The 19,048-nt window shown below is 71.9% G+C and carries 21 protein-coding genes; 11 read left to right on the top strand and 10 right to left on the bottom strand.

The genetic code is table 11. From position 1 onward, the window contains the following. Positions 1-16: 16 nt before the first annotated feature. Both F563_RS0104475 and eutC read left to right on the top strand, forming a co-directional pair. On the top strand, positions 17-1,384 hold the full coding sequence (locus tag F563_RS0104475) for an ethanolamine ammonia-lyase subunit EutB (RefSeq protein ID WP_019013447.1): 1,368 nt from the start codon (positions 17-19) through the stop codon (positions 1,382-1,384). Beyond that, the gene (gene eutC, locus F563_RS0104480) at positions 1,377-2,117 is read left to right on the top strand and encodes an ethanolamine ammonia-lyase subunit EutC (protein ID WP_019013448.1); all 741 of its coding nucleotides are present in this window, start codon (positions 1,377-1,379) and stop codon (positions 2,115-2,117) included. Before F563_RS0104475 ends, eutC begins: the two co-directional genes overlap by 8 nt. Here the strand turns inward: eutC and F563_RS0104485 are convergent. Then, entirely contained in the window at positions 2,089-2,442 is a 354-nt protein-coding gene (locus tag F563_RS0104485; protein ID WP_019013449.1) for a septal ring lytic transglycosylase RlpA family protein, read from the bottom strand. The two genes, eutC and F563_RS0104485, sit on opposite strands and share 29 nt — an antisense overlap. A gap of 33 nt (positions 2,443-2,475) precedes the next feature. Then, complete coding sequence (locus F563_RS0104490) at positions 2,476-3,882, bottom strand: M20/M25/M40 family metallo-hydrolase (RefSeq protein WP_019013450.1); 1,407 nt, start codon at positions 3,880-3,882, stop codon at positions 2,476-2,478. Positions 3,883-3,948: 66 nt separating this feature from the next. On the opposite strand from F563_RS0104490, the gene F563_RS0104495 reads away from it, so the two are divergent. From F563_RS0104495 to F563_RS24685, 6 genes are all read left to right on the top strand, one after another. Beyond that, positions 3,949-5,292 carry an acyclic terpene utilization AtuA family protein gene (locus F563_RS0104495; RefSeq protein WP_019013451.1) on the top strand — a complete coding sequence of 448 codons (1,344 nt, stop codon included), beginning with the start codon at positions 3,949-3,951 and terminating at the stop codon, positions 5,290-5,292. Beyond that, positions 5,289-5,660 carry an AtuA-related protein gene (locus tag F563_RS21555; protein WP_019013452.1) on the top strand — a complete coding sequence of 124 codons (372 nt, stop codon included), beginning with the start codon at positions 5,289-5,291 and terminating at the stop codon, positions 5,658-5,660. Before F563_RS0104495 ends, F563_RS21555 begins: the two co-directional genes overlap by 4 nt. Before the next feature lie 33 nt (positions 5,661-5,693). Beyond that, the gene (gene dgcN, locus F563_RS0104505; protein WP_019013453.1) at positions 5,694-6,701 is read left to right on the top strand and encodes an N-acetyltransferase DgcN; all 1,008 of its coding nucleotides are present in this window, start codon (positions 5,694-5,696) and stop codon (positions 6,699-6,701) included. A 2-nt stretch (positions 6,702-6,703) separates the two neighbouring features. Then, the gene (dgcA, locus tag F563_RS0104510) at positions 6,704-7,690 is read left to right on the top strand and encodes an N-acetyl-D-Glu racemase DgcA (protein ID WP_026299330.1); all 987 of its coding nucleotides are present in this window, start codon (positions 6,704-6,706) and stop codon (positions 7,688-7,690) included. Positions 7,691-7,812: 122 nt separating this feature from the next. Beyond that, a complete protein-coding gene (locus tag F563_RS23780) occupies positions 7,813-8,460 on the top strand; it encodes an alpha/beta hydrolase (protein ID WP_051089323.1) in 648 nt (215 codons plus the stop codon). Continuing rightward, positions 8,457-8,633 (top strand): hypothetical protein, encoded by a 177-nt coding sequence (locus F563_RS24685; protein ID WP_019013455.1) that lies wholly within the window; start codon positions 8,457-8,459, stop codon positions 8,631-8,633. Before F563_RS23780 ends, F563_RS24685 begins: the two co-directional genes overlap by 4 nt. A 51-nt stretch (positions 8,634-8,684) precedes the next feature. Here F563_RS24685 and F563_RS0104520 read toward each other — a convergent pair whose 3' ends face one another. Both F563_RS0104520 and F563_RS0104525 read right to left on the bottom strand, forming a co-directional pair. Further along, positions 8,685-9,665 (bottom strand): tripartite tricarboxylate transporter substrate binding protein, encoded by a 981-nt coding sequence (locus F563_RS0104520; RefSeq protein WP_019013456.1) that lies wholly within the window; start codon positions 9,663-9,665, stop codon positions 8,685-8,687. A 107-nt stretch (positions 9,666-9,772) separates the two neighbouring features. Next, entirely contained in the window at positions 9,773-10,693 is a 921-nt protein-coding gene (locus F563_RS0104525; RefSeq protein WP_026299331.1) for a GntR family transcriptional regulator, read from the bottom strand. A 64-nt stretch (positions 10,694-10,757) separates the two neighbouring features. On the opposite strand from F563_RS0104525, the gene F563_RS0104530 reads away from it, so the two are divergent. Beyond that, entirely contained in the window at positions 10,758-11,849 is a 1,092-nt protein-coding gene (locus F563_RS0104530) for an isocitrate/isopropylmalate dehydrogenase family protein (RefSeq protein WP_019013458.1), read from the top strand. Continuing rightward, positions 11,846-12,226, top strand: coding sequence for a VOC family protein (locus F563_RS0104535; protein ID WP_019013459.1), 381 nt, complete (start codon positions 11,846-11,848; stop codon positions 12,224-12,226). Before F563_RS0104530 ends, F563_RS0104535 begins: the two co-directional genes overlap by 4 nt. 85 nt (positions 12,227-12,311) lie before the next feature. Here the strand turns inward: F563_RS0104535 and F563_RS0104540 are convergent, their stop codons facing one another. Next, positions 12,312-15,599: a transglutaminase family protein gene (locus F563_RS0104540; protein ID WP_019013460.1), complete on the bottom strand. Its 3,288-nt coding sequence runs from the start codon at positions 15,597-15,599 to the stop codon at positions 12,312-12,314. A 101-nt stretch (positions 15,600-15,700) separates the two neighbouring features. Here F563_RS0104540 and F563_RS0104545 point away from each other — a divergent pair, with 101 nt between their 5' ends. Next, complete coding sequence (locus tag F563_RS0104545; protein WP_019013461.1) at positions 15,701-16,642, top strand: threonine ammonia-lyase; 942 nt, start codon at positions 15,701-15,703, stop codon at positions 16,640-16,642. Positions 16,643-16,652: 10 nt separating this feature from the next. Here the strand turns inward: F563_RS0104545 and F563_RS0104550 are convergent, their stop codons facing one another. The 5 genes from F563_RS0104550 to F563_RS0104570 are packed head-to-tail and all read right to left on the bottom strand — an operon-like array spanning position 16,653 to position 19,030. Then, complete coding sequence (locus F563_RS0104550) at positions 16,653-17,132, bottom strand: F0F1 ATP synthase subunit B (RefSeq protein ID WP_019013462.1); 480 nt, start codon at positions 17,130-17,132, stop codon at positions 16,653-16,655. 10 nt (positions 17,133-17,142) lie between these two features. After that, positions 17,143-17,643 (bottom strand): F0F1 ATP synthase subunit B family protein, encoded by a 501-nt coding sequence (locus F563_RS21565; RefSeq protein ID WP_019013463.1) that lies wholly within the window; start codon positions 17,641-17,643, stop codon positions 17,143-17,145. Between the two features lie 47 nt (positions 17,644-17,690). Next, positions 17,691-17,915 (bottom strand): ATP synthase subunit C family protein, encoded by a 225-nt coding sequence (locus tag F563_RS0104560; protein ID WP_019013464.1) that lies wholly within the window; start codon positions 17,913-17,915, stop codon positions 17,691-17,693. 51 nt (positions 17,916-17,966) lie between these two features. Beyond that, positions 17,967-18,704: a F0F1 ATP synthase subunit A gene (locus F563_RS0104565; RefSeq protein WP_019013465.1), complete on the bottom strand. Its 738-nt coding sequence runs from the start codon at positions 18,702-18,704 to the stop codon at positions 17,967-17,969. After that, a complete protein-coding gene (locus tag F563_RS0104570; protein WP_035574744.1) occupies positions 18,704-19,030 on the bottom strand; it encodes an AtpZ/AtpI family protein in 327 nt (108 codons plus the stop codon). The genes F563_RS0104565 and F563_RS0104570 overlap by 1 nt, the downstream gene beginning before the upstream one ends. Between the last annotated feature and the right edge of the window lie 18 nt (positions 19,031-19,048).

Here is a 19,048-nt window from a genome sequence, read left to right on the forward strand (position 1 = left end):
CGTTCATGCTCCCGCCATGGCCTACGCCCACACGGTCGGCGGCACGCGCTACGTCTTCCCCGATCTGCGCACGCTGCTCGCGCGCGCGAGCCCGTTCCGCTCGGGCGATGCGCTTGCCGGGGTTGCCGCCGCGAGCGCGGCTGAGCGCATCGCCGCGCAGCGGGCGCTCGCCGATCTGCCGCTCCGGCGGTTCCTCGACGAGGCGGTGATCCCCTACGAGATCGACGATGTCACCCGCCTGATCCTCGATGCGCATGACGCGAGCGCCTTCGCGCCGGTTGCGCATCTGACGGTCGGGCAGTTCCGCGACTGGCTGCTCTCCGATGCCGCAAGCAGCGAGGCACTCGCCGCGCTGCGGCCGGGGCTGACGCCCGAGATGGTCGCAGCGGTGTCGAAGATCATGCGCATTGCCGACCTGATCGCGGTCGCGGCGAAGTGCCGCGTGGTGACGCGGTTCCGCAACACGATCGGCCTGCCCGGCACGCTCTCGGTGCGGCTCCAGCCGAACGACCCGGCGGACGATCCGCGCGGGGTCGCGGCATCCACGCTGGACGGGCTGCTGCTCGGCGCGGGCGACGCGGTGATCGGCGTGAATCCCGCCACCGACAATGTCGAGACGACGATCCGTCTGCTCGACCTGCTCGACATGGTGCGCGACCGCTACGCGATCCCGACCCAGACCTGCGTGCTCGCCCACGTGACGACAACGCTCGCCGCGATCGCGCGCGGCGCGCCGGTCGATCTGGTGTTCCAGTCGATCGGCGGTACCGAGGCGGTGAACCGCTCCTTCGGCGTCTCGCTCGCGCTGCTGGCCGAGGCGCGCACGGCGGCGCTCGCGCTCAAACGCGGCACGCTCGGCGACAACGTGATGTATTTCGAGACCGGCCAGGGCAGCGCGCTCTCGGCGGACGCCCATCACGGCGTGGATCAACAGACGCTGGAGGCGCGCGCCTATGCGGTCGCCCGCGCGTTCCAGCCGTTGCTCGTGAACTCGGTCGTCGGCTTCATCGGCCCCGAGTATCTCTACGACGGCAAGCAGATCATCCGCGCGGGGCTCGAGGATCACCTCTGCGGCAAGCTGCTCGGCCTGCCGATGGGGGTGGATGTCTGCTACACCAACCACGCGGAGGCCGACCAGGACGACATGGACGCGCTGCTGACGCTGCTCGGCGTGGCGGGGGTCACCTACGTGATGGGGGTTCCCGGCGCGGACGATGTGATGCTGAACTACCAGTCCACCTCGTTCCACGACGCGCTCGCGGTGCGCGCCGCCCTGGGCAAGAGCCCGGCACCCGAGTTCGCGGCCTGGCTGGAGCGCATGGGGATCGGCACCGAGGCGACCTTCCCGCCGACGCTGAGCCCGGCGCTGATCGGCCTTGGCTGAGCCCCTCGCCCGGCTGCGCCGCTTCACCACCGCGCGCGTCGCCTTGGGCCGCGCGGGCAATGCGCTGCCGACCGCCGCGCATCTCGATTTCGTCGAGGCGCACGCGATGGCGCGCGATGCCGTGCATGCGACGCTGGATGTGGACGCGCTGGCCGCAGAGCTCGCCGCGCTCGGCCTGCCGGTGACCGCGGTCCGCAGCCGCGCGCCGGACCGGCACACCTATCTCGTCCGCCCCGATCTCGGCCGCACGCTCGACGCGGCGGCCGCTGCGCGGCTCACGCGCTCGGATCCGGCGCTCGCGCTGGTGATCGCCGACGGGCTGTCGGCCACGGCGGTGCAGCGCCATACGGCGCCTTTCCTCGCCGAAGCGCTGCCGCGTCTCGCACGGATCGGCGTTGCCGCCGGGCCGGCGGTGATCGCTGTGCAGGCGCGCGTGGCGCTCGGGGACGCGATCGGCGCGAGGCTGGGCGCCGAGGCGGTGGCGGTGCTGATCGGCGAACGGCCGGGGCTCTCCGCGCCCGACAGCCTCGGCCTCTACCTCACCTGGAACCCGCGCCCGGGCCGGACCGATGCCGAACGGAACTGCATCAGCAACATCCGCCCCGCCGGCCAGCCCTATGCGGCGGCGGCCGACACGCTGGCCTGGCTGGTAGGCGAGATGCGGCGGCGGCGCCTGACCGGCGTGGCCCTGAAGGATGAACGGCCTACAGGGGCGTTACCCGCACCTGCGTGACGCCGCGGCGGCGGAAGCCGAGCGCCTCGGCCGCCGCCTCCGACACGTCGATCACACGGTCGCCGACCCATGGACCGCGATCGGTGATCGTCACGACGACCGACCGGCCACTCGTCAGACACGTGATCCGCGCCTGCGTGCCGAGCGGGAGCGTGCGATGCGCCGCCGTCAGCGCGCGCGGGTCGAACGCCGCGCCGCTCGCGGTGCGTTGGCCGCGCAGGCTCGCCCCCATCCAGGACGCCTTGCCGGTCTCGGCGCGTGCCGGGCGCGCGAGCACCGCCAGCGGGGCCGCGAGCAGGGCACGGCGAGAGATGCACCTCGCCATGCCCCAAGTCCTGGCATCGGAGTGACCGGCGGGTCAACCCTTGCGTGTGGAGGGCGCCTTTCCTTCACCCAGATCCCACCACAGCCCGGCCATCATCGCGATGCCTTCGCGCAGGATCGCCGGGATCGCGTGCTCGTCCGGCCCGTGCTGCTTGCAGCCGTTGTAGCTGTGCGGAATCCAGAGCAGCGGCACGCCGAGATGATCGACGAACACATCGCCCGGCAATCCGCCCGAGGCATTCGGGATCACCTGCGGCCGCCGGTTCAGGGTGCGTGCGATGCTGTCGGCGGCGAAGCCGACCCACGGATTGGCGGGATCGGTGCGGCTCGCCGGCATGCGCACGCCGGCGTTCTCGATCGCGACCTCGGGGAAGCCGGCGGCATCGAGGTGCCTGCGGAGCGCGGGCGCGAAGGTGGCGGGATCGGTATCGACCGTATAGCGGATCTGGCAATGCGCCCGTGCGTTCGGCGCGACCGCGTTCACCGGTCCGTCCGGCTTGCCCGAGATCATCGCGAGCACGATGAAGCTGTTCCAGCCATAGATCTTCTCGGCGGGTGTCAGCCCGGGCTCGCCCCAACCCTCGTCGATGGTTGCCGCCTCGCCGGCGCCGCCGAGCGGGCAGCCTTCGAGCGCCCGCTTCACGGCCGGCGGCAGCCCGCCCTTGGGCAGCCAGTCCCGCACCAGGATCTTGCCGTTGCGGTCCATGATCGCGCCGAGCGCGTGGGCGAGGATGATCGCCGGGTCGCGCGTCAGCCCGCCCCAGTGGCCGGAATGCACGCCGCCCGGCCGCAGGTTGACGACCAGATCGAAATGGAACGTGCCGCGCGTGCCGCACTTGATGGTCGGCACCTCGGGGTCCACGCGCGGCCCGTCCGAGCCGATCAGCACATCGGCGGCCAGCAGGGCCTTGTTGGCGGCGACGAACTCCCGCAGGCCGCCCGAGCCGCGCTCCTCGGCCGTCTCGATCACCAGCTTGAGGTTGAAGCCGAGGCGACCACGTTCCTCCAGCACGGCTTCGAGTGCCGCCAAGTTCAGCGCATGCTGGCCCTTGTTGTCCACCACGCCGCGGCCATACCACTTGCCGTCCTTCTCGGTGATGGTCCAGGGCGAGAGCCCGGGCGACCACTGATCCTCGAGCCCGCGCACGGTGTCGCCGTGACCGTAGGTGATGACGGTCGGCAGGCCATCCCCCTCGTGGCGCGTCGCTGTGAGGATCGGGCCGAGCGCCGGGCGCGGGTTCTGGTGCACCGTCACCGCGAAGCCGAGCCGCTCCAGCCAGGCGCGCAACGCACCGTCGAGATAGCGGTCGAGGTCAGGCCGATGCGCCTCCTCCTGGCTGGTGGAGGGGATGGCGACGAGTTCCTGCAGCGTCGCGCGGAACGTGCCGCTGTCGAACAATTGAGTCGCGCGCGCGATCGCCGCCTCGCGTGTGCCTGGCATGGTGTCCTCCTCGCTGTGGCGCGCAGGCTGGCAGCGCGCGGCGAGCGCGTCTAGCCTTGGGCGGTCATGGCTCCTCCCCTGCTGATCGGCAATGGCGCGGGATTCTCGGGCGACCGGCTGGATGCCGCCGAGCCGGTGGCGCGCACGCTGATCGCCCGCGGCGGGAAGGCGGCGATGACCTTCGAGACGCTGGCTGAGCGCACACTGGCGCTGGGCGTGCTGGCGCGCGAGACCGACCCCGACGCCGGCTACGAACCGGCGCTCGCGCCCCTGCTGCGCCCGGTGCTCGGGCTCTGCCTCGATGCCGGCATCCCGATCATCGGCAATTTCGGCGCCGCGAATCCGCGCGGTGCGGCAGCGGCGATCGTGCGCCTTGCCGCCGAGCTCGGGCTCGCCCCGCCGCGCATCGTCGTGCTCGAAGGCGACGATGTGCGCGACGTGCTGGACGATCCGCGCATCGCCTGGGAGGGAGGCGCGCGGCCGGCGCGACCGATCATCGCGGCCAATGCCTATCTCGGTGCCTTCCCGATCGCGGAGGCACTGCGCGCGGGCGCCGAGATCGTGGTCACCGGCCGGATCGCCGATCCCGCGCTCGCGCTCGGCCCGCTGATCGCCCATTTCGGCTGGGGCGAGCACGATCTCGACGCGCTGGCCGCCGGCACGCTCGCTGGCCACCTTCTGGAATGCGGCGCGCAGGTGACGGGCGGGTATTTCGGCGATCCCGGCGTCAAGGACGTCCCTGCGCCGGAGGCGATCGGGTTTCCCATCGCCGAGGTCACGGCCGACGGCACGATCACGGTCACCAAGGCGGACACGCCGGGCGGGCTGGTGGACCGCCGCAGCGTCACGGAGCAGATCCTCTACGAGGTGCACGACCCGGCCGCCTATCTGACGCCCGATGTCACGCTCGACATCACCGGCGTGACGGTGGCGGAGACCGCGCGCGACACGGTGGTCCTGCGCGGCACGCGCGGCCAGGCCCGTCCGCCGACCCTCAAGGCCACCATCAGCACCGAGGGCGGGTATCTGGGCGAGGGCGAGATCAGCTATGCCGGACCGAACGCCCTCGCCCGCGCGCGGCTCGCCGCGTCCACGCTGCGCGCGCGAGTCGCCAACCTGCCGGTGCGGCTCCGGATCGATCTGCTCGGGCTCCAGGCCGTGTTCGACAGCGACGACGGCGCGCGCGGTGGTCCGCTCGGCCCGGACGGCGAGGTGCGGGTGCGCCTGGCCGCCCTCGCCGACGACCGCGCCACGGCCGAAGCCGCCGCGCGCGAGGTGCTGAGCCTCTATTGCTGCGGCCCAGCCGGCGGCGGCGGCGTGCGCACCTCCGTGACGCGCCGCGTCGCCACCACCTCGGCGCTGATCCCCCGCGACCTCGTCCACCCACGCGTCGCGATGGTGTCGCCGTGATCACCGTGCCGCTCCACGCGATCGCCCATGCGCGCACCGGCGACAAGGGGAACCGGCTGAACGTCGCGGTGATCGCGCATCACCCGGATGTCTGGGATGTCCTGGTCGAGCAGGTGACCGAGGAGCGTGTCGCCGCGCTGCTCGCCCATCGCCGGCCGTCGGCGGTGCGGCGGTATCTCCTGCCGAACCTGTACGCGCTCAACCTGGTGATCGACGATGTTCTGGAAGGCGGGGTGAATGCCGCGCTCAACCTGGACGGCCACGGCAAGACGCTCTCCTTCCTCGTGCTCACCCTGCCGGTCACCGTCGCCGAGGACGTGCTCGCGACCGTGCGCACCACCCTCGACGCACGCGCGCATCGCCCGTAGCCTCCGCGCCGTCCCGTCCCGGAGGCCCCGACGTTGCTTCAGATCCGTACCCCCTACCTGATCTTTCTCGGCGAGGCGCATGACCAGCTCGCCGGCAAGACCGGCGTCGGCGTGGCGCAATGGCGCCCGGATGCCTGCGTCGGCCAGATGCGCCTGCCCGGCTGCCAGGCCGATGCCGGGCTGCCCGACCTGACGCTGGAGGAGGCGGCGGAGCGTGGCGCGAAGACGCTGCTGATCGGCACCACCACGCGCGGCGGGCGCATCAACGCGGAGTGGCAGAAGCTGATGATCCGCGCCATCGAGTTCGGCATGGACATCGCCTCGGGCCTGCACGACCGGATCGCCGACCAGCCCGCGGTGGCCGAGGCTGCGAAGCTGCACGGCCGGCAGATCCATGACGTGCGCCACCCGAAGGATGTCTTCCCGGTCGGGACGGGCGTGAAGCGTCCGGGCAAGCGCGTGCTCACCGTCGGCACCGACTGCTCGATCGGCAAGATGTTCACCGGCCTCGCGCTCGCGCGCGACATGCAGGCGGCCGGCATGAAGGCGACGTTCCGTGCCACCGGCCAGACCGGGATCCTGATCGCCGGCTCGGGGATTCCGCTCGACGCGGTGGTGGCTGACTTCATCTCGGGTGCCGTTGAGGTGCTGTGCCCCGCCAACGATCCCGATCACTGGGATGTGGTGGAGGGTCAGGCGACGGTGCTGCACCCCTCCTATGCCGGCGTGACGGTGGGGCTCGCGATGGGCGCGCAGCCCGACGCGATGGTGATGGTGCACGACCCGACGCGGCGCACCATGCGCGGGCTCGGCGACCGTCCGGTGCCCGGCATCGCCGAGACGATCGTGGCGCACGAGGCCGCGGCCCGCATCACCAACCCGGCGGCCAAGGTGATCGGCATCAGCCTGAACACCCAGCACATGAGCGAGGCGGCCGCGCTGCGCGAGATCGCCGAGACCGAGCAGCGCTTCGGGATGCCGACGATCGACCCCGCGCGCACGGGCTGCGCGAAGATCGTCCATGTGCTGAAGGCGATGTGACGATGGTCGCGAAGCTCTCGGTCCGCGAGGAGATCTACCCCCTCAAGGGGTCGTTCCGCATCAGCCGCGGTGCGCGCACCGAGGCGCGCGTGCTGGTCTGCGAGATCGAGCAGGACGGCATCATCGGCCAGGGTGAGTGCACGCCCTATGCGCGCTACGGCGAGACGGTCGAGGATGTGGCGGCGGCGATCGCGGCGATGGGACCGTCGATCGCCGGCGGCCTCGGGCGCGAGGGGTTGCAGCGCGCGATGAAGCCCGGGGCTGCGCGCAACGCGATCGACTGTGCACTCTGGGATCTGGAGGCGAAGCAGGCGGGCAAGCGGGTGTGGGAACTCGCCGGGCTCGATGCGCCGAAGCCGCTGATCACGGCCTACACCCTCTCCGTCGATACGCCGGAGGCGATGGGCGAGGCGGCGAAGGCGGCGGCTGATCGCCCGCTCTTGAAGCTCAAGCTCACCGGCGACGGCGCCGATGCCGAGCGCGTCGGAGCCGTGCGCGCGAACGCGCCCGAGGCACGCATCATCGTCGATGCCAACGAGGCGCTGACGCTTGAGGAGGCCGAGCGGATCGCGCCGATCCTGGCGGAGCTCCGCGTCGAGATGCTGGAGCAGCCGCTGCACGCGGACAAGGACGAGGTGCTGCGGGAGAAGTCGTTCCCGCTGCCGCTCGGCGCCGACGAGTCCTGCCACGACACGGCGACGCTCGATCGTCTGGTCGGCCTCTACCAGGTGGTAAACATCAAGCTCGACAAGACCGGGGGGTTCACTGAGGCGCTGCGTCTGAAGGCGGCGGCGGAACGGATGGGGTTCCGCGTCATGGTCGGCTGCATGCTGGCGACCAGCCTGTCGATGGCGCCGGCGCATCTGGTCGCGCAGGGCGTGGACTTCGTCGATATCGACGGACCGCTGCTGATGGCCGCCGACCGCGCCCCGGGGCTCCGCTACGAGGGGAGCCTCGTCTACCCGCCCGCGGCTGAACTCTGGGGGTAGCACACTCCGGCTTTGCCGTGACCGTGCGCGCCGAGGTCGCTCGGAGTTCGCCGATAGGTTGGTGCGGGCTGCACGCGCGGACGTGCATTGACCGGCGCGGCACCAACGGCGATGCGGACGCGATGCCGTCCCGCCACACGCTGCCCCGCGCCTCCGCTGCGACGCTGCTCGCCGCGCCGGGATGCGGCGCGAGCCTCGCCGATGGCGGGCTCGCCGCGCTGAACGCGCTCTCGGCCGCACCGCCGGAGCCGCTGGTGGCCGACGCGGCCTTCGGGCCCCATCCGCGCCAGCGCCTCGACGTGTTCGCCCCGCCGGGCGCCACCGCCGCACCCGCCGTGGTGTTCTGGTACGGCGGCGGCTGGTCGTCGGGCTCGCGCGCATCGTATCGGTTCGTCGCCGGCACTCTGACGCGGCGCGGGCTCGTCACCGTGCTGCCGCACTATCGGCTGTTCCCCGAGGCCGCGTGGCCCGCCTATCCGGAGGACGGCGCGGCGGCAGTGGCGTGGGTGCGCGCCAACGCGGCGCGGATCGGCGTCGATCCCGAACGCATCGCACTCGCGGGCCACTCGGCCGGCGGTCACCTCGCGCTCACGCTCGCGCTCGATCGCCGGGGTGACGGGCGTCGAGCCGCTGCGGAGCTCGCCTTACGACGCGATCTTCGCCGCGGCCGACCCGCCGGATGCGTATCGGCCGGTGGCGCTGGCCGCGCGCCGCGCCTGGGGCGCGCCACCGATCACGCCGGTCGCGGCCCAGGGGGGACACGCTGGTGACGGTGCGCAACACGCAGCGTCTTGCCGAAGCGATCCGCGCCGGCGGCGCAGAGGCAGCAGTCCTGCTGCGCGCCGATGCCGGGCACATGACCGTGCTGGTTGCACTGACCACGTCGCTCGCAGCGGACGCGGCGGTTATCGAGGCGATCGCGCGCGCCGCGAGAGCCGTCTGACACCGGCCAGGCAGCGCGCGTCTCCCGATCCGCCGCGCCTCGGCGTGGGTGCTACTCCAGGGTGATGTTCGCCTCGCGGATCAGACTCGTCCATTTGCGCCGCTCGGCGGCGAAGAACGCGGCGAACTCGTCCGGTGTCATCGGCCGCGGCTCGGCGGCGAAGGACAGCATGCGCTCGCGGATCGCCGGCTCGCGGAGCACCGCGCCGATCTCGGCCGAGAGCCGCTCGACGATCGGCCGCGGCGTGCCGGAGCGGACGAACACGCCCTGCCAGTCCAGCGCCTCGAACCCGGGCAGGGTGTCGGCGATCGGCGGCACGTCGGGCAGGGCCGCGAGCCGTCCCGCGCCGGTATGGCCGATCGCGCGCACCCGCCCGGCCAGCACGTGCCCGGTCTGGCCCGAGGCCGCGCCGAACACGAACGGCACATTGCCGGCGATCACGTCGGCGATCGCGGGGCCGCCGCCACGATAGGGGATGTGGTTCACCGTGATTCCGGCGGCGCGCGCGAACAGCACCATCGAGAGATGCTGGTTGGAGCCGTTGCCGGACGAAGCCCAGTCCACCCCGCCGGGCTTGGCCTTCGCCATCGCGATCACGTCGGCGACAGTCCGCACCGGGACGTCCGGATGGGCGAGCAGGAGGTTGGGGAAGGTCACGACGAGCGTGACGGGGGTGAAGTCGCGGTCCACGTCGAAGGGGAGCGAGCGGAACAGCGCCGGGTTCACCCCGATCGCCGCGGCATCGTGCAGCACGGTGTAGCCATCGGCCGGCGCCTGGACCACCGCGGCCTCGCCGATCGTGCCGGTGGCGCCGCCGCGGTTGTCGATCACGATCGGTTGGCCCAGCCGCTCGGCGACGCGCGGGTAGATGATGCGCGCCATGGTGTCTGACCCGCCGCCGGGCGGATACGGCACGACCAGGCGGATCGGCCGCGAGGGCCAGGTCTCGGCCCGTGCGGCGGGAGCGAGCGCGAGCGCGAGCGCCGGCGCGGCGCCCAGCAGCGCTCGGCGGGGGATGCGGGTTGGGGTCATGACGGTCCTCCCTCGACGGGGCGCGGCGGGCGCGGCGGGCGCGGCGGCCGGTTGTTAGCCTCCAGCGTCGGGCGGAAGAGAGATTTATGCAAGCTCAAAATACAATCCTATCTGGAGGCGTTGCCCGTAGCGTGCTGGCCGATCGCGCCCCGTCGCGCATCCCGCGACCGCCGAAGATGGGTGCGCATCAGCGCGGCCGCCGCCTCGCGCTCGTCCTGCTCGATCAGGTCGAGGATGCGCAGATGGTCGGCCGCCATGCGCGCGAGGCGCTCGACATCGGCGTAGAGGCGGTACTCGACCAGGCGGCGCAGACGGTTCACGCGCCTGAGCCCGTCAAGCAGCAGCGGGTTGCCCGACAGGGCGATCAGCCCCTCGTGGAAGCCCGAGGTGACGGCGAAGAGTTCGGCGCGCGAGAGCATCCGCGCCCCGCCGCCGAGCAGCGCCTCCTGTTCGGCACGCAGCCGTCGGAACACGGCCGGGTCGGGGCGGAACCCAGGCTCGAGCATCGCGGCGGGCTCGATGATCAGCCGGTAGCGGTAGCCGGCCTCGTAGGCCTCGGGCGAGTCGATCACCGGCGGGAAGCCCCAGCCGCGGCCCGGCAGGCGCTCGGCCCAGCCCTCGGCCTCCGCCCGCTTGAGCAGGGTGAGGAGCCTGCCGCGGGCGACCGCATAGCGACGCGCCAGCGCGCGCTCGCTGACACGGTCGGGAAGGGCCCCGGCAAGGCGATCCTCGACCAGGCGCTGATAGAGCGCCTCGTCCGGCTCCGGCGCCGCGCTGGCGGGCGCGGCCTCGGGCAGCGCGGATGCGTCGCAGGCGAGGAAGAATCCGCGGTTCGGCCGCCGTTCGACCACGCCGGCGCCGGCGAGCAGCGTCAGCGCCTCGCGCACGGGCGAGCGTGACACCTTCAGCCGATCGGCCAGTGGTTGTTCCGCAAGATGCGCGCCCGGCTGCGCGCCCGCGTCGCGCAGATCGGCGAGGATCCGCTCGGCCAGCCGCTGGGCGAGCCGGGAGGAGCCCAACAAGGTCAAGCCAGATTGCATTTCGTGACTTTATACGACTATCGTCCTCGACGCACCTGTCAGGAGACGCCGCATGCCCGACCCGATCGAGATTCTCGTCCTGCCGGGCGACGGGATCGGCCCCGAGATCACCCCGGTGGTCGAGGCCGTGCTGCGCGCGGTGGATCGGCGCTTCGGTCTCGGATTGCGCCTGACCCGCATGGAGGTCGGGCTTGCGGCCCACGCCGTTCATGGCTCTACCCTGCCGGATGCGGTGATCGCGGCGGCCGAGGCGGCGGACGGGGTGGTGCTGGGCCCGGCCGAGATGACCTCCTATCCCCCGCGCGAGGAGGGCGGGGTCAGCGTGCCCGGCACGCTGCGCAAGCGGCTCGATCTCTACGCCAATATCCGCCCCGCGCGCAGCCGTGCCGGCCTGCCGCAGCCGCCGGCGCCGATGAACCTCGTGATCGTGCGCGAGAACACCGAGGGGTTCTATGCCGATCGCAACATGTTCGCCGGCATCGCCGAGTTCATGCCGACCGAGGAGGTCGCACTGTCGGTGCGTAGGATCACGGCGCACGCCTCGCGCCGGATCGCGCGCGTCGCCTTCGAGATGGCGCGCGCGCGTCGCCGCCGCGTGACGGTTGTGCAGAAGAAGCATGTGCTTCAGCTCACGGACGGGCTGTTCGTGCGCGAGGTCGAGGCGGCGGCGGCCGGGTTCCCGGACGTCATGCTGGAGAGCGTCACCGTGGACGCGATGGCGGCCGCCCTCTATCGCCACCCGGACCGGTTCGACATCGTGCTGACGACCAACATGTTCGGCGACATCCTTTCGAACCTGACCGCGGAGATGAGCGGCGGGCTCGGCCTGTCGGCGGCGCTGAACGCGGGCGACCGGCATGCGGCAGCCAATGCTGGGCATGGGTCGGCGCCCGACATCGCCGGACAGGACAAGGCCAACCCCTGTTCGCTGGTGCTGTCCTCGGCCATGCTGCTCGACTGGATCGGCCGGCGGCGCGGACGTGTGGAATTCGCCGCCGCTGCCGGTGCGATCGAGGCTGCGGTGGACGCGCTGCTCGCGAGTCCGGCGACGCGCACGGCCGATCTCGGCGGCGCGCTCGGCACACGGGCGTTCGGCGCCGCGCTGGTGCAACGGCTCGGAACAGCGGAGGAGCGGGCGGCGTGACGGGAATCCGGATCGATCATCTGCACATCAGGAGCACGGACGCGGAGGCGGCGGCAGCGTTCTATCGGCGCGCCTTCGCTGCGCGCGAGACCGGCCGGCAGTCCGTACCCGCCGGTGTTCGGATCATGCTCGATCTGGATGGGCTGGCGCTGTTCGTCGAGTCCGTTCCGGAGGGCACACCGGGCGTCCCCACCGCGCCGTATCGCGGGCTGGAGCATCTGGGGCTCGCGGTGGACGACCTCGACGCGGTGGTCTCGGATCTGGCGGCGAAGGGGATCGCGCTGGAGGCGCCGCCGTCATCGCCGCGGCCCGGCGTTCGGATCGCCTTCGTCAAGGCGCCGGACGGGGCGCGGGTGGAGCTGGTGGAACGGATGTGACAGCCGGGGGGCCGCGCGCGCCGACCATCGGGAGGCGCGCCCAGGTGCAGGGGGGTGTGGGGGGACCAGCGTGGTCCCCCCACCCTTACGAGAACCGCCTCAGATCGAGCGTCCGCGGGTACTCGCGGCTCACGCCACGGCGCGGCGGCGCCATCGGCCCCGGCGTGTGTCCGTGCGCGAAAAACCGGCTGCGCCGGCGCGCCTCGGCCTCGTTCGCATTCACCGGGAAGGTCTCATACGCGCGCCCGCCCGGATGCGCGACGTGATAGCTGCACCCGCCGAGCGACCGGCCCGTCCACGTATCGTACACGTCGAACACCAGCGGCACCTGCGCGCCGATCGTCGGATGCAGCGCCGAGGGCGGCGCCCACGCCTTGAAGCGCACGCCGGCGACGTACTCGCCTTCGGTTCCCGTGGGCTGCAACGGCACCGCGACACCGTTGCAGGCGAGCACGAATCGCTCCTCCACCCAGCCCGAGACCTTCGCCTGCACCCGCTCGACCGAACTGTCCACGTAACGGACCGTGCCGCCGGTATAGGCCTCCTCGCCCAGCACGTGCCAGGGCTCGAGCGCGCGGCGGAGCTCCACCTCCATGCCGCGCACCGCGATCGACCCGATGGTCGGGAAACGGAACTCGACATGCGGGGCGAACCAGGCCGGATCCAGCGCGAAACCGTGCTCGGCGATCTCCTCCAGCACATCGCGGAAATCCTGCTCGACGAAGTGGGGCAGCATGAAGTCGTCGTGCAGCCGCGTGCCCCAGCGGATCAGCCGTCGCTCGTAGGGCGTCTGCCAGAACCCGGCGATCGCGGCCCGCAGCAGCAATTGCTGCACCAGGCTCATGCGCCAGTGCGGCGGCATCTCGAAGCCGCGGAACTCGATGAGGCCGCGTCGCCCGCCGGACGAGCCCGGATCGAACAGCTTGTCGATGCAGAACTCGGTGCGGTGGGTGTTGCCGGTGACGTCGATCAGCAGGTTGCGGAACAGCCGGTCGGTGAGCCAGGGCGGCGTCTCGCCATCCGGCTTCACCTTCGAGAACGCGATCTCCAGCTCGTAGAGCGTGTCCGATCGCGCCTCGTCCACGCGCGGATGCTGGCTGGTCGGGCCGATGAACTGCCCGGAGAACAGGTACGAGAGCGCCGGGTGGTTGTGCCAGAACCCGACCAGCGAGCGCAGCAGGTCGGGCCGGCGCAGGAACGGCGAATCGGCGGGTGTCACGCCGCCGACCACCACATGGTTGCCGCCGCCGGTGCCGATGTGGCGGCCATCGATGTCGAACTTCTCGGCCGCGAGCCCGACCGCGCGCGCCTCGGCGTAGAGCTGTGCGGTGCGCTCGGAGAGCTCGCTCCACGACTGCGCCGGATGGACGTTCACCTCGATCACCCCCGGATCGGGCGTGACCGAGAAATGCGTCAGCACGGGGTGCCAGGGCGGGAGATAGCCCTCAAGAAACACCTGCCGGCCGAGTTCCGCGGCCGTGTCCTCGATCGCGGCGACGAGGTCGAGCCAGTCCTCCGCGCGCGTGAGCGGCGGGAGGAACACATGGATCATGCCGCCGCGCGGCTCGACGCAGAGCGCGGTGCGCACGACATCCGGCTCCTCCTGGCCGACCACCGGCAGGCGCTGTTCGATTACGCGCTGCGCGATCGCCTCGCCCGGCCGGCCGAGCTCGCCGCGCGGCGGCAGCACGGTGCCGGCCGCGAAGGGATCGACCACCGGCTCCAGGTCGATGGCCGCGTCGGACGCCCAGGGGAGGCTCTCGAGCGGCAGGCGGAAGCCGATCGGCGAGTCGCCCGGAATCAGGAACATCGGCCCGGAGCGGAGGAACCACCTGCCGGTTTGCCAGCGCCGATCCGCCCCCGTGCCGATCCGGCGGAGCGGCAGCACCGTGCCGATCTCCGCCGCGAGCCCCTGGCCGAACACCCGCGCCATGCGCGCCCGTTCCAGCGGGTCCTTCAGCTTTGCGTCCTCGGCGACGACGTTTGCGGGCAGACGGTTCTCGCGCCAGAGATAGTAGTGGATGTCTTCATGCGCGGAGATCGCGCAGTCCGGATCCACCTGGAGCCGTTCCGCGAGCCGCTCGGTGAAGCGACGCGCGACGGCGGCGGTGGCGCTGTCGCGGTCATCGTCCGAGGCGAGCAGCGCAGGGTCGCGCCACACCGGCTCGCCGTCGGTGCGCCAGTGCGCGTAGAGCGCCCAGCGCGGCAACTGCTCGCCCGGATACCACTTGCCCTGCGCGTATTGCAGCGCCCCACCCGGTGCCCAGAGCCGATGCAGCCGGCGCAGGAGCCGCCCGGCCATGGCGCGCTTGCTGGGGCCGAGCGCATCCGTGGTCCACTCCGCGCTGTCGCGATCCGTGGCCGAGACGAAGGTCGGCTCGCCGCCCATGGTGAGCCGCACCGCCTGTTCGTTCAGGACCGTATCGACCCGCGCGCCCGCGTCCGCGATCGCCGACCACTGCGCCTCGGTGTAGGGCTTGGTGACGCGCGGGGTCTCGGCGACGCGGCGGACGCCCATCTCGAAGCCGAACTCGGTTTCGGCCTTCTCCACCAGGCCGGTGACCGGCGCGGCGGAGACCGGATCGGGCGTGGCAGCGAGCGGAATATGGCCCTCGCCGGCGAACAGACCCGAGGTCGGGTCGAGCCCGACCCAGCCGGCGCCGGGCAGATACACCTCGCACCAGGCGTGCAGGTCGGTGAAGTCGGCGGACGGCCCCTCGGGCCCCTCCAGCGGCTTCTCGTCGGCGACGAGCTGGATGAGGTAGCCCGAGCAGAACCGTGCGGCGAAGCCGAGATGGCGCAGCGCCTGCACCAGCAGCCAGCCGGTGTCGCGGCACGAGCCCTTCGCGTTCGCCAGCGTCTCCTCGGGCGACCAGACGCCCGGCTCCATCCGCACGATGTAGGCGATCCGGCTCGCGAGCGTCCGGTTGATGTCCACCAGGAAATCGACGGTGCGGCGGCGCTCGCGCGGGAGCTCGGCGAGGAACGCCGAGAGCAACGGCCCGGCGGGCAGCAGCTTGCGGAACGGCGCCAGCTCCTGATCCAGGATCGGATCGTAGGCGAACGGGACATGTTCGGCGTCGGGTTCGAGGAAGAAGTCGAACGGGTTGATGGTCGCCATGTCGGCGACGAGATCGACCGTGATGTCGAAATGGCCCACGCGTTCGGGGAACACCACGCGGGCGAGGAAATTGCCCTGCGGGTCCTGCACCCAATTCAGGAAGTGCGGCTTTGGCTCGACCTTGAGCGAATAGGCCAGGATCGGCGTGCGGCAATGCGGGGCAGGGCGCAGCCGGATCGTCTGCGGACCGAGCGAGACGAGGCGGTCATAGCGGTACGACGTCCGGTGCGTCAGCGCGACGTGGATGCTCATCCGTGAAGACCCCCCGTATTTTGCGAGGCAGCGTAGCGGGGCGCGCGCGCCGCGTCAGCCGCCCCCTTGGTGTGCCGGCGGTTCGGCTCTACCAGAGGCCCATGATCACGCTCGACGACGTCCAGGCGGCCGCGCGCCGCATCGCCCCCTTCGTGCGCCGCACGCCGCTGTTCGCCGCAGCGCCCATGCACCGGAGGATCGCGGCCGACGGGGAGATCCTGCTCAAGCTCGACACGCTCCAGGTGTCGGGCAGCTTCAAGGCGCGGGGCGCGTTCAGCCGGCTCACCCTGCTTGATGACGCCGGCCGGCGCGCCGGGCTGGTGACCGCCTCGGGCGGCAATCACGGCATCGCCGTCGCCTATGCGGCGCGCGCGGCGGGCGTTGCGGCGACGGTATTCGTCCCTCGCTCGGTGCACCCCGCGAAGGCCGAACGCATCCGCGAGTACGGCGCGCGGCTCGAATTGGTCGGCGCGGTCTGGGACGAGGCCAACCGCGCCGCGCTTGCGCATGCGGAGCAGTCGGGCGCGACCTACGTCCACCCCTTCGCCGATCCCGCAGTGGCGGCCGGCCAGGGCACGCTGGCGCTGGAGATGCTCGCCGACGATCCGGCGCTCGACACGATCCTGGTCGCGATCGGCGGTGGCGGGCTCGCCAGCGGTGTGGCGGTCGCGGCCAAGGCGCTGAAGCCCGACATCCGCATCATTGGCGTCGAACCGACCGGCGCACCGACGCTGCACGCGAGCCTCGCCGCCGGCGAGGTCGTGACGTTGCCCGCGATCACGACCAAGGTGCCCACCCTCGCCGCCGGCCGCACGGACGAGCGCAATTTCGCCCTGCTGCGCGAACGGCTGGAGCGCGTGGTGCTGATCGAGGATGCCGATATGGAGGTGACGTCACGGCTGCTGTGGAGCGAGATCGGCATTGCCGCCGACCTCTCGGGTGCGGCCGCCGTGGCCGCGCTGCTCGCAGGCGCCTACCGGCCGGCGCCGGGCGAGCGCATGGCGGCGATCGTCTGCGGCGCGGGCACGGACGGCGTCGGCTGATGCCGCGGCGTCAGTGCAGGCGCTGCGGCAGGTCGGCGATCGACTTGTCGATCAGCGCGGCGTGACCGGCACCGGACATGGTGTCGGCGATCAGCTTGCGCGTCGCCGCAACCGCGACATCGGCCGCGACCGCGCGCACCGCCGCCGCCGCCTCGGCCTCGGCGGCGGCGATCCGGTCCATCGCCATGCGCTCGCGCCGCTTCAGCGACGCGGCAAGCTCGGCCTGCATCTCGGCGGCGACATGCTTGGCCTCCTCGCGTGCATGCGCGAGCACGGCCTCGGCCTCGGCCGCGGCGGCCGCGCGCCTGGCCTTGGCCTCGCGCAGCATCGCCTCGGCCTCCGCGCGCAGTTTCGCCGCCTCCTCGATCTCCGCGCGGATGCGCTCGCCCCTTGCGTCGAGGGCAGCGAGGATGCGGCCGATCAGCGGCTTCCAGGCGATCGCCAGGAAGATGAAGAACGAGATCGCGACCCAGAGCTTGGGATCGGACATGATGCGCTCCTCAGCCCTGGCGTGCGGCCAGCACGGCCCCGACCGCCGCGCGCGCCGCAGCCGCGTCGGGGGCGACGCCGATCAGCCGCCCCGTCGCCGCGGTCGCGGCCTCGACCGCCACCTGCTCGATCGCCGCCATCGCGCGCGCACGCGCCTCGGCGATGCGCTGCTCGGCCGCGTCGAGCTCGGCCGCGAGCCGCGTCGACAGCTCGGCCTCGGCCTTGGCGGCCTCGGCCTTGGCCGCATCGAGGGTGGCGCGGATCTGCGCCTGGGCCTCGGCGCGCGCCCTGGCCTGCTCGCGCTCGGCCTCGGCCATAGCGGCATCCGCCTCGGCCTTGAGCGCGCGCGCCCGCTCCAGATCGGCCGCGATCGCCGTCGCCCGCTCCTCCAGCATGCGCGCCACCGGCGGCAGCGCCACCTGCGAGACGAGCACGTAGAGTGCCCCGAAAATTACCAGGAGCCAGAACACCTGGGTCAGCAGGAGCGGATTGGCGAAGTCGAGCTGCGGCATCGATCGGTCCCCGGACGGTCAGGACGCGGGACGTGTCCCGCCCGGCCTCAGGTGAACAGGATGAGGAACGCGATCAGCAGCGCGAACAGCGCCACCGCTTCCGTCAGCGCGAAGCCGAGAATGCCGATGGGGAACACCGCGTCGCGCGAGGCGGGGTTGCGGGCCACCGAGGCGACCATCGAGGAGAAGATGTTGCCGATGCCCACGCCCACACCGGCGAGCGCGATCACGGCCAGACCGGCACCGAGGGCCTTCGCGGCTGCAACTTCCATCGTTCGTATCCTTTGCGTTGAGGGTTGAGGGTCAGGCGAGGCGGGCCGCGCTCAGTGCAGATGCACCGCGTCGTGCAGGTAGATGCAGGTGAGCACGGCGAACACATAGGCCTGGAGGAAGGCCACCAGGAATTCGAAGCCGACGAGCGCGACATTGATCGCGAGCGGGGCGAGTGCGCCGAGGAGGCCGAGCACGCCGGCGCTGCCCATCATCACCACGAAGGTCGCGAACACCTTCAGCATCACGTGCCCGGCGACCATGTTGGCGAACAGCCGCACCGACAGGCTCACCACGCGCGAGAGATAGGAGATGATCTCGATCGGGATGATCAGCGGTGCGAGCGCCTTGGGTGCGCCCTCGGGGAAGAAGTAGCTGAAGAAGTGCAGCCCGTGGATCGCGAGCGCGACCGCGGTCACCAGGACGAACACCACAAGTGCCAGCGTGAAGGTGACGGCGATGTGGCTGGTGAAGGTGAAGGCGTAGGGCAGCATGCCGAGCATGTTGCCGAACAAGATGAACATGAAGAGGGTGAACACGAACGGGAAGAACTTCTTGCCCTCGTGTCCGATCTGGTCGCGCACCAGCCCGTAGATGAACTCGTAGGAGACCTCGGCCAGGCTCTGGAGGCGGCCCGGCACGCGCGCGCGCGGCTGCATGCCGATCAGCATCAGCGCCGAGATCGCGACGCCGGCGATCAGCATGTAGAGGTTCGAGTTGGAGAATCCGGCGACGATCGGGGTGAGCTCGAACTGGCTCAGCGCGTCCATCGTCTTGCCTTCGGCAGCCATCAGCTCCCCCGTGTGCGGTCCGGCCCGGGCCCGCGCCGCCCGAGCATCAGGCGGTACACGTTCATCACCCCGGCCGCACCTCCCAGGAACAGGCCGACGACCATGAAGAGCGGCCGTGTGGAGAGCCACCAGTCGAGGGCGAGGCCGAACCCCACCCCGACCGCCAGCGCCGAGGCCACCTCCAGCCCGGCACGGACGCCGAGGCCCCAGGGGCTCGGGGTTCCCTTGCCCGCCGCCTCCGTCCGGTCAAGGCCGGCCTTGGCGCGGGCCGCCCGAAGCCGCTCCTCGAACGAGGCATCACGGTCAGGGCGGGAGGGATCCTCCAACAGTCGCTCCTCCGACAT

Source organism: Elioraea tepidiphila DSM 17972 (genome assembly GCF_000378465.1).
GTDB lineage: Bacteria > Pseudomonadota > Alphaproteobacteria > Acetobacterales > Acetobacteraceae > Elioraea > Elioraea tepidiphila.

Coding starts and splice junctions, on each gene's coding strand:
- F563_RS0104475 (WP_019013447.1), top strand. CDS start 17: ATGGCCTACGCCCACACGGTCGGCGGCACGCGCTACGTCTTCCCCGAT.
- F563_RS0104485 (WP_019013449.1), bottom strand. CDS start 2,442: ATGGCGAGGTGCATCTCTCGCCGTGCCCTGCTCGCGGCCCCGCTGGCG.
- F563_RS0104490 (WP_019013450.1), bottom strand. CDS start 3,882: ATGCCAGGCACACGCGAGGCGGCGATCGCGCGCGCGACTCAATTGTTC.
- F563_RS0104495 (WP_019013451.1), top strand. CDS start 3,949: ATGGCTCCTCCCCTGCTGATCGGCAATGGCGCGGGATTCTCGGGCGAC.
- dgcA (WP_026299330.1), top strand. CDS start 6,704: ATGGTCGCGAAGCTCTCGGTCCGCGAGGAGATCTACCCCCTCAAGGGG.
- F563_RS23780 (WP_051089323.1), top strand. CDS start 7,813: ATGCCGTCCCGCCACACGCTGCCCCGCGCCTCCGCTGCGACGCTGCTC.
- F563_RS0104520 (WP_019013456.1), bottom strand. CDS start 9,665: ATGACCCCAACCCGCATCCCCCGCCGAGCGCTGCTGGGCGCCGCGCCG.
- F563_RS0104530 (WP_019013458.1), top strand. CDS start 10,758: ATGCCCGACCCGATCGAGATTCTCGTCCTGCCGGGCGACGGGATCGGC.
- F563_RS0104540 (WP_019013460.1), bottom strand. CDS start 15,599: ATGAGCATCCACGTCGCGCTGACGCACCGGACGTCGTACCGCTATGAC.
- F563_RS0104545 (WP_019013461.1), top strand. CDS start 15,701: ATGATCACGCTCGACGACGTCCAGGCGGCCGCGCGCCGCATCGCCCCC.
- F563_RS0104550 (WP_019013462.1), bottom strand. CDS start 17,132: ATGTCCGATCCCAAGCTCTGGGTCGCGATCTCGTTCTTCATCTTCCTG.
- F563_RS21565 (WP_019013463.1), bottom strand. CDS start 17,643: ATGCCGCAGCTCGACTTCGCCAATCCGCTCCTGCTGACCCAGGTGTTC.
- F563_RS0104560 (WP_019013464.1), bottom strand. CDS start 17,915: ATGGAAGTTGCAGCCGCGAAGGCCCTCGGTGCCGGTCTGGCCGTGATC.
- F563_RS0104565 (WP_019013465.1), bottom strand. CDS start 18,704: ATGGCTGCCGAAGGCAAGACGATGGACGCGCTGAGCCAGTTCGAGCTC.